General features: G+C 49.1%; 11 protein-coding genes. 5 read left to right on the top strand and 6 right to left on the bottom strand.

Going from position 1 to position 12,760, the window contains the following annotated elements; genetic code table 11:
* Positions 1-120 precede the first annotated feature (120 nt).
* Complete coding sequence (locus KDW_RS14935) at positions 121-1,299, top strand: GNAT family N-acetyltransferase (protein ID WP_162005249.1); 1,179 nt, start codon at positions 121-123, stop codon at positions 1,297-1,299.
* An 86-nt stretch (positions 1,300-1,385) separates the two neighbouring features.
* On the opposite strand, the gene KDW_RS14930 is transcribed toward KDW_RS14935, so the two are convergent.
* Complete coding sequence (locus KDW_RS14930; RefSeq protein WP_151756697.1) at positions 1,386-2,603, bottom strand: acyl-CoA dehydrogenase family protein; 1,218 nt, start codon at positions 2,601-2,603, stop codon at positions 1,386-1,388.
* Positions 2,604-3,065: 462 nt separating this feature from the next.
* Between KDW_RS14930 and KDW_RS14925 the strand changes: the two genes are divergently transcribed.
* Positions 3,066-4,181, top strand: a complete 1,116-nt coding sequence (locus KDW_RS14925) for a glucose 1-dehydrogenase (protein WP_151756696.1) — start codon at positions 3,066-3,068, stop codon at positions 4,179-4,181.
* A gap of 55 nt (positions 4,182-4,236) precedes the next feature.
* On the opposite strand, the gene KDW_RS14920 is transcribed toward KDW_RS14925, so the two are convergent.
* Both KDW_RS14920 and KDW_RS31760 read right to left on the bottom strand, forming a co-directional pair.
* Positions 4,237-5,253 (bottom strand): M20/M25/M40 family metallo-hydrolase, encoded by a 1,017-nt coding sequence (locus KDW_RS14920; RefSeq protein WP_151756695.1) that lies wholly within the window; start codon positions 5,251-5,253, stop codon positions 4,237-4,239.
* Positions 5,222-5,389 (bottom strand): hypothetical protein, encoded by a 168-nt coding sequence (locus tag KDW_RS31760; RefSeq protein ID WP_162005248.1) that lies wholly within the window; start codon positions 5,387-5,389, stop codon positions 5,222-5,224. The genes KDW_RS14920 and KDW_RS31760 overlap by 32 nt, the downstream gene beginning before the upstream one ends.
* Before the next feature lie 300 nt (positions 5,390-5,689).
* Between KDW_RS31760 and KDW_RS14915 the strand changes: the two genes are divergently transcribed.
* Positions 5,690-6,550, top strand: coding sequence for an aldo/keto reductase (locus KDW_RS14915; protein WP_151756694.1), 861 nt, complete (start codon positions 5,690-5,692; stop codon positions 6,548-6,550).
* Positions 6,551-6,700: 150 nt separating this feature from the next.
* Here KDW_RS14915 and KDW_RS14910 read toward each other — a convergent pair whose 3' ends face one another.
* Together KDW_RS14910 and htpG are read right to left on the bottom strand one after the other, a co-directional pair.
* Positions 6,701-6,940 carry a hypothetical protein gene (locus KDW_RS14910; RefSeq protein WP_151756693.1) on the bottom strand — a complete coding sequence of 80 codons (240 nt, stop codon included), beginning with the start codon at positions 6,938-6,940 and terminating at the stop codon, positions 6,701-6,703.
* Positions 6,941-7,417: 477 nt separating this feature from the next.
* The gene (gene htpG, locus KDW_RS14905) at positions 7,418-9,298 is read right to left on the bottom strand and encodes a molecular chaperone HtpG (RefSeq protein WP_151756692.1); all 1,881 of its coding nucleotides are present in this window, start codon (positions 9,296-9,298) and stop codon (positions 7,418-7,420) included.
* A gap of 547 nt (positions 9,299-9,845) precedes the next feature.
* Between htpG and KDW_RS14900 the strand changes: the two genes are divergently transcribed.
* Positions 9,846-10,043: a helix-turn-helix domain-containing protein gene (locus KDW_RS14900; protein ID WP_151756691.1), complete on the top strand. Its 198-nt coding sequence runs from the start codon at positions 9,846-9,848 to the stop codon at positions 10,041-10,043.
* Between the two features lie 242 nt (positions 10,044-10,285).
* Here KDW_RS14900 and KDW_RS14895 read toward each other — a convergent pair whose 3' ends face one another.
* Complete coding sequence (locus KDW_RS14895; RefSeq protein ID WP_151756690.1) at positions 10,286-11,452, bottom strand: aminotransferase class I/II-fold pyridoxal phosphate-dependent enzyme; 1,167 nt, start codon at positions 11,450-11,452, stop codon at positions 10,286-10,288.
* Between the two features lie 390 nt (positions 11,453-11,842).
* Here KDW_RS14895 and KDW_RS14890 point away from each other — a divergent pair, with 390 nt between their 5' ends.
* Positions 11,843-12,736 carry an MIP/aquaporin family protein gene (locus KDW_RS14890; protein ID WP_151756689.1) on the top strand — a complete coding sequence of 298 codons (894 nt, stop codon included), beginning with the start codon at positions 11,843-11,845 and terminating at the stop codon, positions 12,734-12,736.
* Positions 12,737-12,760 lie beyond the last annotated feature (24 nt).

The raw sequence follows: 12,760 nt of genomic DNA, 5'->3' as shown, positions 1-12,760 counted from the left end.
CTCCTTCGTGGCATGATTAAAAATAATACATCGATATTCACCGATATCATTCAGGCCAGACGCCCAATCAAGAACAACTCCATCCTCATATCCATACATACACTAGAAAGATTTTTTTCTATGAGCACATCAACTATCCGCCAGTTACAGCCTGCTGAAATCCCAGTGGTAAATCGCCTGTTAGCAGCCTATGCCTTTCGCGCGACCCCACCACTTCCGGAGGAGGCTGCGTGGCAAAAAGAGTTTGCATATCTGGATGAGGCAACGGTTTTCGCAGCTTTTGAAGATGAAAAACCAGTGGCCAGTGCTGGCAGTTCACTGATCCAGCAGAATATTCGCGGCCAGATTTATAGTGGCGGCGGTATCTGGGGCGTGACGACACATCCTACAGGACGACGCAAAGGTCATGCCAGAACAATGCTGACCGGCCTGCTGAAAAGGCTTTATGAAGATGGCGCGGCGATCTCTGTGCTCTATCCCTTCAGGGAATCATTCTATACACGCCTGGGCTATACTACTTTCTTACAGCCAAAACTGGCACGCTTCTCACCAGTAGCACTGCAACCACTCCTGAAAAAGGATCTCGATGGTGAGGTTGAAATGCTAGAGATTGCGCAGGGTTTCGCGCAGTATCAGGATTATCTATCCAGACATCACCAGGCTATCCATGGCTTTGGTCGCTTCTCACCCAGGGTTGAGAGTAGCCTGCGCGACAAAAATGCTCACTGGCTGGCGATCGCGCGTTCTGCTCAGGGCGAAATCAAGGGCATGATGCTCTACAAAATCAAGGGTAATGGAGATGATCTACAGGTTACACACTTCTGGTATGATGATATCCAGGGTCGCTATCTGTTGCTGGAATGGTTTGCTCGCCATATCGATCATGTGAAAGAGATCGAGATCAAGTTGCCATCATTCGAGCGTCCCGAAACATGGTGGCCAGATATGAATGTGCGCACTACCTCGATTGAGGCCCCATTGGGTCGTGTGATCAATGTCACCAGACTCAATGGCATGCGGACCGGTCCAGGCCGCTTTACCGCCCATGTCAGCGATGAATATGGCCCCTGGAATACTGGCAACTATCTTTTCGAGACCATTGATGGACGACTCAGCATCAGTTCCAGCCACAGTGCCGAATGCGAACTCTCAATTCAGGCGGTGGCTTCACTGATTTATGGTACCAACGAACCCGCCACCTTCTCGCTACGCGACTGGGGCAATCCATCAGCTGAGGTTCAGGCGACCATGCAGCAGATGTTCCCGCTGCTACAGCCTTTCCTCTATGAGGTTTTTTAGTACACGCCCTTTCCCCATCATAAAAAAAGACCAGAGTTGGTATGCCATAGTGGCACTGACTCTGGTCTTTTTTTATCTTTTGCTTATTATGCTTTCGTCTGCTCTGCAGGATTTTCGAGGGCACGTTTGGCCAGGGCGGCCAGGGCGGCATCGTCCATAGGAGGATTATGCAGACCAGCGCGAATGTCGCGATAGTAGCGTTGCAGCGGCGAGGAAAGTGAGAGACTGGCGGCTCCGACCACACGCATAGCCAGGTCAATAATCTCTACCGCGTTGTTGACGGCCAGATATTTGGCGGCTCCCACCAGAGCAAGATCCACGCTCTCAATGTCCTGGCTGTAACGTTCAGCCAGACCAAACAGGGTTGCCTGACTTTCCAGCAGGAGCACCTCGATGCGACCAACCTTATCCTGAATATGGGGTACGCTGGCGATGGATTGCTTGAGCGAGTTAGGACGACGGCTACGGGCAAAACGTACCGCTTCATCACGCGCGGCCTGGGCAATACCCAGATAGCCAGCCGCCAGCACTAAAGTCCAGGCTCCCTGACGCTTCTGGAGATCAGGGATCGCGGACAACTGAGCATCCATATAGGCTTCAGGTCCCAGTTGAACATTCTCCAGCAACAGATCATTACTACCGCTCCCACGCATACCCACGGTGTTCCAGGTATCTATGATACTGACGCCTTCCACACTTTCAGGAACCAGGAAATTCCCACGCTCGGCTTTCAAGGGTTCCAGTCCAGAGGCCTCACCTGCCTCGTCCTCGATACTACAGCCTACGATGAAATAGCTGAGCGCGTGACTGCCAGTAGAAAAATTCTTGCGTCCGGTGATACGCCACGAACCATCCGCCTGTCGTCGAGCGGTTGTCTGTGGTCGTCCACCTCGACTGGGGCTACCGGTCGCGGGTTCGCTTACAGCACTATTAATCATCGCCCCTTTCTCAACCACATCCTGGCATAACTGGATGATTACCGGCGGCAATTCTGCGCGTCCACCAACCAGCCGACCAACGTGCATCAGATGCATACACACAACCAGCGCTGTTGAGGCATCGCCCTGGGCCAGACGGTACTGAGCATGAGCAAGATCCAATAATGAAGCACCCTGGCCCCCTAAATTTTGTGGAAGCGAAAGTGTCAGATAACCCGCCTGATGCAAGTCATGAAAATTTTCTAATGGGAAACGCCCTTCCCAATCATGTTCAAGTGCACGTGCCGCAAAGGTATCGGCCAATGCTCCTGCCGTTTCCAGTAGTTTTATTTGTTCTTCGGTGGTTGGATACGAGAGGAAACTCATGAGTGCTCCTTTAGTTCAAATGGTCATCGCCAGATCAGAATACACGCCATCCCACAGGCAGGCGTACAGGTAAGTAAAGTAGAAACAAATAAATACAAGCGGCATTCCTCGCGGAGACCTCCATGAAGCCATTGTTATCCTGGCTGGTCACAGTCAAAGAGGTCCCCGCGAGGGGCGCCGCTATCTCATCATAGAAGGGTACCATTTCCTGGTACATATAGTTTTCCACTCAACCGTGTGAGCCACGAGTGAGCGGCGTTCACGATTGCTTTTCAATAACATGCATGCTATGGATATCATATCATAAACACAGGCCTATGTTTGTGACACTTACATCCTTGTTAAGGCAGTACGCAGACAACCATAAACAGCCCCAAAGACGTGATATAGTAGCCAGATAGCATAATGCTAGCCTGGTTCTTCATAACGTACATGGTCACCCCATTTTTGAAAGGAAGATTGATGGTTAAGGCAATTGCGGTCTTTCCAGAGGCACATGAGATTAGACTGGTCGAACATCCTGAACCACAGATCACACAACCTTCACAGGTCAAACTGAAGATTTTAGAGGTAGGCGTCTGCGGAACGGACCGCCATATTTGCGCACTGGCATTTGGGACTCCGCCGGTTGATAGCGAGTACCTTATTTTAGGACACGAAGCGCTGGCAGAGGTGGTTGAAGTTGGAGAGGCCGTAACGCAATTTCGCCCCGGTGACCTGGTGGTACCCGAGGTACGTCGTCCATGCAATGATCCGGATTGTCGGGCCTGTAGAGCCGCGCAACAGGATTTCTGCTATACCGGCTCATATACAGAGCGTGGAATCCAGGGTCTGCATGGCTATATGGCTACTACCGTGGTCGATGAGGCTCGTTACCTGCATCCTGTTCCGGCCGAGCTACGTCAGGTAGCCGTGCTTACCGAGCCATTAACCATCGCGGAGAAAGCGCTGGTCCAGGCGTTGCAAATACAGGACCGTCTCCCCTGGCGCACGGGCTCTGCCACCAACGCTGAACCGGGACGTGGCCTGAAGGCAGTTGTCCTTGGGGCTGGCCCAATTGGGCTGCTGGGAGCTATGCTCTTTGTGACTGCTGGCTTTGAGACATATGTGTATTCACGCGCCCAGGCCCCCAATGAAAAATCTGCCATCGTTGAAGCTATCGGCGCCACCTATCTCTCAGCAGAGACCACCAGCGTAGAACAACTCACCGAGCGCCTTGGACATATCGATCTGGTCTATGAAGCCCTGGATGCGGCTCCACTGGCCATCGAGGTACTACACAATCTTCATCGCAATGGTATCTTTATCTTTACCAGTGGTACCGATCCCAATCATCCCTTTCATATCGATACGGCGAACGCCATCGAGCATATAACGTCCAAAAATCAGGTTATCATCGGCACGGTGAATGCTGGACCCGCTACCTTCCAATCGGCCATCAACCACCTGAGCATCTTCCAACAACGCTGGCCACAGGTGCTGCCCGCGCTCATCACCCGTCGCTATCCAATGGAACAGGCGAAAGAAGTATTGCTAAAAAAACCCGGCGGTATCAAACATATCGTCTCAATTGCTTAACTGCACGCTAGCCGCTGGTCTGCTCACATGTACACAGGCCAGCAGCGATACGCAATCAGGAACCCGAGTGGGCTATCTGATTGCTGGCTTCGATACATAGCCGCACGACCTGGGCCAATCCTTTGCCTAGTGGCGAGACGTGTAAGAATTCATCGGTGGTATGAGCTTTCTCTCCCTTTGTCACACCCACACACACCGAAGGAATATCCAGACTAATCGGGATATTAGCGTCCGTACTGGATGCACCCAGGCGTGGCTCATACCCGACCCAGTGCAGCGCTTGCTTTGCCAGTTGTACCAACGGATCATTATCACTGCGTTTGCCCGCTGGTCGATCTCCTATCACTTCAATCTCGGTCTGTAGACCTGGACCAACCTGCTGGAGGATTATAGTGCGAGCCTGCTCCTCCAGCCTGGCCAGGGTCTGGATATCGATTGAGCGCAAATCGACCAGGGCCGTAGCATGAGCAGCGATGGTGTTAATTGAGGTTCCACCTTCAATCAGGCCAACGTTAAAGGTTGTCCTTGGTTCAGCAGGTACCTGCATGGCGGCCAGGCCAGCGATAATTCTTCCCAATCCATGGATCGCGCTCGGAGTACCAAATGAACCGTAGGCATGTCCGCCAGGACCCTTGACCGTTATTTTTAAGCGCTTTGAGCCTACCGCGGCATTGACAATGCTGCCAAGGTGGCCATCCACGACGAGTACCGCCCCAAGCGTCTCACGATAGCGCTCAACTGCCCTGCGCGCTCCACGCAGATCCCCCAATCCTTCTTCACCCACATTCGCGACCAGCAACAGATCTGCTTCTGTTTCCCAGCCATAGAGATCCAATAAATCGATGGCCGTCAGGATGGCCGCCACACTGACACTGTTATCACCAATACCAGGACCATAGAGCCGATCGCCCTCACGCCGAATGGTGAGCGGAGTTGAGGCTGGAAAAACGGTATCGATATGGGTCAGGATCATCAGTAGCGGACGATCGCTCTTGTTTCCACGGCGCACATAGACGTTACCCAGGTCATCCACTTCTGGCTTATATCCACGCTCGCGCCATAGGGTAGCCACAAACTCCGCGCGCTGATGTTCTTCTCCCTGTCGGCGCTGGTACCGCACAGATACGCTGTGCCAGCGCTGCTACATCCTCTGCTCGTCCCATAGCATCTGCAAGAATACGCTTCAAGTCCTGCGTAGAAAGTTCCATCTTCTGCTCCTTGTTCGTGCTGCCTTACAGCTTTCCTGGTGCGCATCAGTCACTCCGCCATATAGTAAAATGGAACGGACTACTGATACACATAAACGCACAATAAGCTTGTAATACACCATAGCTCACTCAAGCGACCTACTCGATTGCTCGTAAATACATATGTTGTAGAATTATATTACGATACCAGCGCCTGCATGTCAGTACAAAACTGATCATGCGGTTGATTCGTATTGGTTATAAGGATTGTATGTAGGAGTTGCCCATCAAGGGTAGATATGTACTGGAGATAATTTATTTATGACTATTGCCAAACAGCCCTTTGGTCGTACTGGACACATGAGTAGCCGTACCCTGTTTGGAGCCGCAGCGCTGGGATCTGTGACCCAGGCAGAGGCGGACCAGACCTTAGAGGTGTTGCTGAAATATGGCGTCAACCACATTGATGTGGCGGCCAGCTATGGTGACGCAGAATTACGTATTGCTCCCTGGATGGCACAACATCGCTCCGAGTTCTTTGTGGCTACCAAAACTGGTGAACGTACCGCCCCTAAGGCGAAGGAAGAGCTACAGCGCTCTCTGGAGCGTATGAAGATCGATTATATCGATCTGTGGCAATTCCATAATCTGGCTGATCCAATTGAATGGGATATTGCCTTGAGCCCTGGTGGTGTACTTGATGCGGCTATTGAAGCCAAAAAGCAAGGCTTGATCAAGGCGATTGGTATCACTGGCCATGGCTTACAAATCGCAGCCACCCATCGTCGCAGCCTTGAGCGTTTTGACTTTGATTCTGTCTTGCTGCCCTGTAACTATGTTACGTTACAGAATCCATACTATGCGGAAAACTTCAATGCCCTGGTAGAGACCTGTAAGCAACGCAACACCGCTGTCCAGACGATCAAGTCCATCGCCTATAAGCCCTGGATGGGAGAGAAGCAGACCCACAGTACCTGGTATGCTCCACTCGAAGATCAGGCCGATATCGATCGTGCCGTCCATTGGGTCCTGGGTCATGAGGGAGTCTTCTTGAATACCGTTGGAGATATCCATCTGCTGCCAAAAGTCCTGGATGCTGCCAGTCGCTTTGAGAAACAAACAAGCAACGCTGATATGGAAGCCATGATCAAGCGCCTTGGTATGCAGCCACTTTTCGTCTAAAAGCTAGCGTTCAAGTTACACATACGTAAAAAAGCCGTTGCCTCTTTCCTCATGTTATCTATCAGGAAAGGGCGACGGCTTTTTAACAAAGGCTTTTCAATAAGTTAGCAATCTGGCACTAATCCGCTTCAACCTCGAGGATGCGTTGTATTAGCGGCTGGCGTAGTTGTTAGCGGCTTCTTGCTCATTCACGTAGAGAGCATTATTAATGCCGTCACTATTGCGGCTCAGAAGTTCAAGCAGTCCACGTGTCTCTTCAGCGCTCAGTGTGCAATACATGCCACTGGGATTGCCGAACTCATGGTAGTACATTTTCAGCTTCCCATCCTCTAACCAGGACTGGTAGCGGCCAATTTTCATATGATCTTTGTGGTGTTGTGCTGTGTTCATCTTTGCTCCTCCTTGAGGTTTACTCAACTGGAAATTTTTTATGCCGATAACTCTTTATTTTTTGCTAACTGGAAAAAAGATTCAGCCTCGAATCTTGTCGCTTTAGCGATAGATTTTTTTGTGTGTTTCGCTTTCGCTTACATGGTTAATAATACGGCATATTTTGCCATTTAGGGGCAAAATATGGACCAAAAAAAGAGCTCGCAAAAATCTTTATGCACTTCTATAGACAGGCCTCTGATAAGTCTCTTTTCTCTTAGCATTTATATGTAGTTAACCAACGATTCAGAGCAATTCTTTGTGCATTATGCACAAAAATATTGGTGAATTTGTTTGTACAGATTGACATATTGCCTGCCAGAGGAGAAGCAAAATAGTGATCCCCAAAACGCTGTTTGCCAGCTTATCATCGCGACAGATAGAAAGAGGCCAGCCCGACAATGTGTGGGGCTGGCCTCAAAGTCTTTACTGGTGTGTTTAGAGCTGTGCTAACAGGCTATTTAAGCGATTCACAAAGCTCACAGGATTCTCAAGCTGCTCACCACTGCTGAGTACGGACTGATCAAACAGTACGTGTGCCCAATCGGAAAACAGTTGCTCGTCGGCCTCATTTTTGATACGCACAACAATAGCATGCTGTGTATTGATCTCCAGAATCGGCTTGTCATTGGGGATCTGCTGGCCAGCTGACTGTAACAGGCGCTTGAGGCTGGGATCAATGCCATACTCATCCACGACCAGACAGGCTGGAGAGCTCGTGAGACGATTGGTAGTACGAACATCTTTGACTTCGTTGCCCAGGACCTTCTTGAGGCGCTCCAGCAGGTCTTTGGCCTCGTCGGCGTTCTTCTGCTGCTCCTCTTTTTCTTGCTCATCCTCAAGCTTGCTCAGGTCGACTTCGCCTTTGGAGACTGACTGCAGCTGTTTGCCTTCAAACTCATGCAATTCAGGAACGGCCAGGTGATCAACGGGATCAGAGAGTAGGAGTACTTCGATGCCCTTCTTTTTGAAGATCTCCAGCAAGGGACTATCCTTGGCCGCGGCATAGCTGTCAGCCACGATATAGTAAATCTTCTCCTGGCCTTCTTTCATGCGTGTAACGTAGTCTTCCAATGAGACGTTCTGGGTCTCACTGCCAGAGGTCGACGTGGCGAAGCGCAATAAGCGGGCCAGTGTATCCCGGTTGCTGTGATCTTCCAGCAAGCCTTCTTTGATCACACGCCCAAACTGCGTCCAGAACGTTGCATACTTTTCTGGTGAATTTTTGGCCAGATCGGTGAACAGGCTCAGGACCTTTTTGGTTGAGTTGGAGCGGATCGCATCGATCATGCGATTCTGCTGCAAAATCTCACGTGAGACGTTCAGGGGCAAGTCATTAGAGTCAATAACACCACGTACAAAACGCAGGTAGCGTGGCATTAACTTCTCAGCATCGTCCATAATGAAGACACGGCGGACATACAATTTTACCCCGTGATGGACTTCGCGTGTATACAGGTCGAATGGTGCCTGGGATGGGACGTATAGCAGGAGTGTATATTCCTGGGTACCTTCCATTCGGCTGTGCACATATGCCAGCGGATCACTGAAATCATGTGAGATATGCTTATAGAACTCGTTGTATTCTTCTTCAGTAATCTCGTTGCGTGAGCGCGTCCACAGAGCCGAAGCGGTATTGACGACTTCCCACTCGTCTTCTTTATCCTTCTCCTCTGACTTCATCACAATCGGAAGTGTGACGTGGTCCGAGTATTTGCGGATAATCGAGCGCAGACGATGGCTACTGAGCAATTCATCCTCATCATCACGTAGATGTAAGATTACCTCAGTGCCGCGGCTCGGCTTGTCAATATTCTCAATCGAGTACTCGCCTTTTCCTTCAGATTCCCAGCTCACGCCGTGATCAGAGGACAGACCAGCATGGCGGGTGTGTACCGTGACACGATCAGCCACAACAAAGGATGAGTAAAAACCAACACCAAACTGACCAATGATATTGGCATCTTTTTGCTGATCACCTGTTAAGGATTGGAAAAACTCGCGTGTACCCGACTTGGCAATCGTGCCCAGATGCTCGACCACTTCTTCACGGTTCATACCGATACCGTTATCAGCAACCGTAATCGTGCGTGCATCTTTGTCGTAAGAAACACTTATTTTAAAATCAGTATCGTGCTCATACAGTGCTGCGTCCGACAGAGCATCAAAGCGCAGACGGTCAATCGCGTCCGAAGCGTTCGAAACCAGTTCACGCAGAAATATTTCTTTGTTACTATACAGTGAATGGATCATCAGATCCAGCAGCTGTTTAACTTCAGCCTGGAAACCAAGTGTTTCCTTATGTGTATCGAGTGACATAGACAAAACCTCCCTAGCAACAACAAAGAATCGAGAGAAAAGAATAGGGCACAAAGAGGCATTTATTATCACTTGTTACTGTACCAAAATCACGCCACTTTTTCAACTCAAAAAAGCTACGTTTTTGGACTCTCATTCCTCTTACCCAGAAAAGGGTAGTATAGCAACCAAAATGGCTACTTTTTCCTATTAAGCAATAAATATGTATCCTGAATAAAATTACTTTCGTATAAACTTGTAACACCCGTTTAACTTATCGGCATGGATAAATATGAGTCCCCTACTTGTTTTCTCTGGGATATGCGAACAGGTTATTTTTAACGAATTATTTCTAATGTGCTATCAACATTGCCTACCAAAAGTTACACTACCTCTTTACTTACATCACACATTGTTGTACAATGCACATACAATGTTTTCTTGTGTATTCTTACTACGCAGTAGTTATTTGTTTAGGTTCTGTTAGTTTTACGACAGCGCTGCTAACAAATAATCTAAGTAAGAAATACAAGCATAAAAATATATAATCATAGAGGAGATAGAGACCATGAGCGAGCTATTAACAGTATCAGAAGTTGCTGAGATTTTGCGTGTAGATGACACAACGGTTCGTCGCTGGGTAAAGCAGGGCGCATTAGAGGCAGTTGTTCTGCCCCATGTCAATGAGCGTCAGGCGTACCGCATTAAACGTGAGACCCTCAACCGTGTTCTGGGCGATGCCGCCAGTCAACTGGTCGCTGAATAGGCATATTTAAGCCTTTCAGCATCACTATGCAACGCCTGAGATGCATCTGGAGTAATTCGGATAGCTGCTCTTATGTGCAATAACTTGCAAAAGTTTTTACAATTCTTATGCATAATTATAATTTTTGCTAATTAGAGAGATATAAGCATTCCGAATTCAAAAAATACTGAATGGTTTTAAAGGAAGCCCGACCTCTTCAATTTATTTGGGAGGCCGGGCTTCCTTTATTTCTATTTCACCACCTATACCTGAAGCTTTGCCAGTAATGGTTTGGCTTGAAGCAAGGCTTCGTCGCTTTTGCAGAAGGAGAAGCGGACGTAGTTGCGGCCTATGTGAACGTGCTCTTTGCTATACATGGATTCTGGTGGTATGCAGGCCACACCAATCTCTTTAATCAGGTGGTGTGTGAAATCACGCGGCATGCCCTCAAAGACTGGCGAGAAATCCGCCATAATAAAATAGGTTCCTTCGGGTGCTCGATAGTTGAGCCCACTACCTTCCAGGGAAGCCATCAATAAGTTTTTTTTGGCTTCATACATAGCCTGGAACTGCTGATAATAGTCATCCGACTGCCTGAGTGCGTAGGCTACAGCTTCCTGGGTGGGATGATGCACAGCAAAGATGGTGAATTGATGGGCACGAGCCACTCCCTCTAAGACATCAGGATGCCCATACGCCCAACCGATTTTCCAGCCGGTGGCACTAAAGGTCTTGCCTGCGCTGCTGACGGTGACGGTGCGCTCAAACATACCGGGTAGGATGGTAATCGGAAGGTAGGTCGATCCCCCCAGCGTTAAATGTTCATAGACCTCGTCATTAATAACAATAACATCATGTTCAATACATAACTCAGCAACTAAAGACAACTCTTCCCGCGTAAAGACACGGCCCGTGGGATTATGTGGTGAATTCAGGATTAAGGCCCGGGTTTTAGATGAGAATGCTGCCCGCAATTCGTCGGGATCAAAGGTCCAGGTTGGTGGATGAAGCGGCACGAAGACGGGAATGCCACCGGCCATCAAAATATTGGGGACATATGAGTCGTAAAAAGGTTCAATGACAATAACTTCATCCCCGGGATTTACCAGGCCCAGCATACAGGAAAGCAGTCCCTCAGTAGCTCCAGCCGTGACTATCACACCGCGATCGGGATCGATATCCAGTCCATAGAAGCGGGCCGCATGCTCAGCGACTGCGTGACGCAGGGACGCAATACCAGGACCAGGCGCATACTGGTTATGGTAACCGGATTGAGCCGCTCGCACCATCTCGGCCACAATATCAGCAGGGGTGTCAAAATCGGGCTTTCCCTGGCCCAGATTTAAAGCATTGTATTGTTGCGCCAGTATATTTATTTCCGTAAAAATAGTAGTGCCAAAGGTTTCTACCCGGCGAGCAGACATAGCCATGCAGCGTACTCCTTTTTCGACGCTATTTTGTGTTGCTTATTATATGCATATTATCCGCACACGAGCAACAAAAGATACGGTGTGAACGTCATAAATCACAAATTGCCTTGAAGATTTTCTAGCGATAGGAATACATATACACAATTTCACGTAACAACCCAGCCCTATCTGGCGTGCTAGATAGTATTAAACCAACCAGGTGTTGACAAAGTAGTATAACGTTTCAGAGGGAAAATCTGTTCAGTAACTGGCAACGCGCAGTTGAACGATCCCCTGGCTGGGCCAGGGATTAATCTGTTACTCACGACTTGCGTTACACTCATCATGATGTTAACTCATCCTTACATATAGACTTCGGGGTAATTTAACGCTACAAGCAGGAGAAAACTGATGGAAAGACCTGTTCGTCTGACATCGCCAGCATTGGCGGGTACTATGGGTGAATGCGTCGCCGAGTTTTTTGGGACCATGGTCCTGATTTTGTTTGGTGATGGCTGCGTTGCTTCGTTTGCACTCTTTAATAATCTTGGCCCCAATGGGGGATTAACAAAGCCAACACCATTTGCCAATCAATGGATTTTGATCGCCCTGGGTTGGGGGCTCGCCGTTATGCTCGGCATCTATGTCGCCGGAGCGATCAGCGGGGCACACCTTAATCCAGCCGTTACGCTGGGCTTTGCTGTTCGCGGTAAGTTTCCATACAATAAAGTTCTTCCCTATATGGGCGCCCAATTGCTTGGAGCGTTTGTTGCTGCAGCCATAGTGTTTTTTGTCTATCGAGGAGCAATCAATTTTGCAGTCGGCCTGGCAGCCGCCAAAGGTGGTACAATTACCAGTGAGGTGGGTGGTGTCTTCTACACCAGCCCCAAGCCTTTTGTCGATACCTTCGGTGCTTTCTGTGATGAATTTGTCGGAACGGCTCTCCTGGTAGGCCTGATCTTTGCGATCGTTGATACACGTAATCAACCTGTACAGGCAAACTTGAATCCTTTGATTATCGGTTTTTTGATTGTCGCTATTGGTGCTTCATTTGGACTCAATACCGGCTATGCGATCAATCCGGCGCGTGACTTCGGTCCGCGCTTATGGATTGCCCTGGTAGATGGAGGACGAAGCCTGACAACTTATACATGGATCCCTATTGTCGCCCCAATCCTTGGTGGCGTCGCCGGTGCATTCATCTATGACTATACAATAGGACGTGTTATAACAGCGCGCAACCTTCAGCACTCTGGCGATACCATCACCAGTGGTGAAACTGTTCGTGAACCTGCAGTCGATTAACGCTCTATCATAGTTTCAGGAGAA

Origin of the sequence: Dictyobacter vulcani, assembly GCF_008974265.1 — a bacterium.
In the GTDB taxonomy this organism is placed as follows: Bacteria; Chloroflexota; Ktedonobacteria; order Ktedonobacterales; family Ktedonobacteraceae; genus Dictyobacter; species Dictyobacter vulcani.
Note: the sequence above shows the minus strand (reverse complement) of the source record. Positions and strands in the feature narration are given on the sequence as shown.